At 74.7% G+C, this 2,909-nt stretch carries 1 protein-coding gene; it reads right to left on the reverse strand.

Annotated features, from left to right (window positions below):
* Positions 1-147 precede the first annotated feature (147 nt).
* A partial coding sequence (locus tag AOK24_RS42995; RefSeq protein ID WP_055725277.1) for a S8 family serine peptidase occupies positions 148-2,909 on the reverse strand: 2,762 nt, incomplete at its 5' end.

Here is a 2,909-nt window from a genome sequence, read left to right on the forward strand (position 1 = left end):
GTGTGGTTCCGGCGGGAGACGTGGACGGGGTGGGCGACGCGGGTGGTGCGGTGGGCGCCGGCCGGTCACCGGGGTGTGGTGGATGGGCCGGGGAAGAAGCGAAGGGCCCGCCTCCTCGGCGGAGGCGGGCCGGGGGGTGAGGGAATGTCAGCCGACGGTGTAGGCGTAGGGGATGCCGGCCAGGACCGAGCCGGTGCGTTCGGCGAAGGCCGGGGTGTACGTCTCGACGTACAGGGTGCCGTGGACCACCGTTCCGGCCGGCGCGGACGGCTTGAGCGTGGCCTTGAGGGTCACGGTGTCACCGGCCGCGACGAACACGGGGGTGACCGTGGAGCCGGGCAGCCACAGGTCGCCGGTGGGCGACTGGATCGCCGGGTCGAAGGCCTTGGTGCGGGCCGTCAGCGTGACGTGACCGGTGCCCTTGGGCGCCGGGGCGGTGCCGAAGGGGCCGGCCGGGGTCAGCTCGGTGTACCAGTCACCGGGCGTGACTCCCGCGGCGGACAGCGACGCGGTCACGGTGTTGCCGGAGCGCGCGAAGCCCACGAGGTCGGGGGAGACCGTGGTGTGGGCCGTCTCCAGGTCGACGGGGGAGTCGGCGGTGCCGACGGCGGTGAGCAGGCTGGTGTGCCGGGGCACGCGCCAGTTCGCCGGGTCGGGGAACGGCAGCTGCGCGGTGGCGGAGCCGCTCGTCGGGGTCAGCGCGAGGTCGGTGTCCGTGGCGAGCCGGGGGTCGAGGAACAGGTACCGTCCGGCGGGCCCGGTGTTCTTCACCCGTACCGTCACCTCCTGCGCCGCGCCGCGCGCAAGCTTCTGCGCCGGGTCGCGCGGCAGCCCGGTGGCCGTGATGTCGACGGTGTCGTAGCGGACGTGCCCGGTGACCCGGTCGGTGAAGTCCTTGCCGCTGACCGGGTTCGGCAGGACGACGAGCAGCCGCCAGCGCCCGGCGGCGGGCGCGTCGGCGGTGAGGCTCGCGGCGGTCGTGGGCGTGCTGCCGTCCGTGCCGGTCAGGTTGATGTCGGAGGCGGCGATCTGGCCCTCGGGGTCGACGAGGTAGTAGGCGAGCGTGGTGTCCGGGTCCTGCGCGGCGAGGTCGACGCTCAGGTTCCGGTGCCCGGCCGGGACGTCCAGGTCGTAGCCGAGGACCTGCCCGAAGACCCGCCCCACGCCTCCGGTGACCGTCGCGGTGAACGTGTCGCCCAGGAGGGTGCGCCGGGCGAGGGGCACGGACAGGTGGGTGCCGTCGGCCGCGTCGAACTGGAGGGACGCGGGAGCGTCCCCGGCCTCGGCCGGCAGCGGCACGTGGACGCCGAAGTCGGCGGTGGCACCCGGCGCGATGGTCCGGGTGACCGCGGGAACCCCGGCGGAGGCGAACTTGTGCCCGGTGAACCGGAGCTTCACGGGCCCCCGGTAGGAGCCCGGCTTGATCGGCGGGTCGGCGAGATGGGCGCGCCCGTTGTTCCAGACGACCTTCGCCGTCCAGGTCCCGGCGACGGGGTGGTGGACGTCGACGTGCTGGTAGTCCGTGTAGCTGCCGTACCCGTCGTAGTCGTACGACATCTGCGTGAGCCGGCCCTCGGGGTCCACCAGGAACAGGGCGAGCGTGCCGGAGGAGCCGGTGCCGGGCCAGACCATCTCGGCGTCGAGCAGCGGGGTCCCGGCCGGAACGTCGAAGGTCACCGCCGGCGCGGCCAGGGCGCCCTCGGGAGCGCCGGTGTCCTGGGGGTCGCCGACCGTGGTGGTGCGGTCGGTGCGGAACGTCTCGGCGCCGACCGCGCGCGAGGTCATCGTGACCTGGCGGGGCAGGCTGCCGGTGTTGGTCAGGGAGAGCGTGGAGTCGTGGGCGCTGCCGGGCGCGCCGGTGACGTCCACCTGGCTCACGGAGGGCAGGAGCCCGCCGTCGCCCTGCGCGGCCCGTACGGCCGCCTCGGCGTCGAGGAGCCCGGCGCCCTGTTCGTCGGCGGGGGAGTCCAGGTCGGTCGCGCTGCCCGTGAGGATGCCCTTGACCACCGCGGGCGCCGGTCGCGCGCCGCCGTGGGCGTGCTCGTACGCCTCGATCACCAGCGCCGCCGCGCCCGCGACGAACGGGGCCGCCTGGCTGGTGCCGCCCCAGACGAGGGTGTCGCTGGTGCAGCCCGTGTAGTGCGGGTCGACCGTGCACGGCGCCATGCCGGCCTGCGCGGGGGCGACCAGGTCGACGAGCTTGCCGCCCTGGGTGGTGCCGCCGGAGGACAGCGCGGCGATGTCGTTGCTCGTGTACTTCGGGTAGCCGTACGCCTGGGCGACGAGCCGGAAGGCGTTGGTGCCGCCCACGGTGATCGTGCCGGGGTCGCTGGCGGGGGAGCCGATCGTGCCGGAGGTCCCGGAGTCGCCGCTGCCGTGCACGACGGTCACCCCGGCGGCGACGGCCGCGCGGATCGCGAGGCGCAGCGGGTCGTCCGGGGTGTCGGGCAGCGCGCCGTAGTCGGTGGAGACGTTGATGACGTCGGCCTTCTCGTTCCACACGGCGTCGTCGATGGCGCGGGCCATCTGCGAGAGCCAGCCGCCCGAGTGCTCGCCCCACACCTTCAGGGCGACCAGGTCGGCGTCCGGGGCGAACCCGCGGATGCGGAACGTGCACCCCTTCGGGAGCCCGGAGTGCGGGAGTTCCTTCGCCAGGTCGTAGGTGCGGGCGCCCTGCGCGGCGATGGCCCCGGCGTCGCCGAACGCCTCGCCGCCGTCGCTGTGGTCGGCGGTGCCGTCGCCGGTGAAGTCCCGGACGGCGGAGATGACATGGCTGCCGTCGGGCCGGACGAACTCGGGGTTGGTGACGTCGACGCCCTCGCTGAAGAACGCGACCTTCACGCCCTTGCCGGTCGCCCGGCGCTGCGCCGCGTCGGCCTTGGTGAGGTGCAGCGCCGGGCGACCGGCAA

This window comes from Streptomyces niveiscabiei (genome assembly GCF_001419795.1).
GTDB lineage: Bacteria > Actinomycetota > Actinomycetes > Streptomycetales > Streptomycetaceae > Streptomyces > Streptomyces niveiscabiei.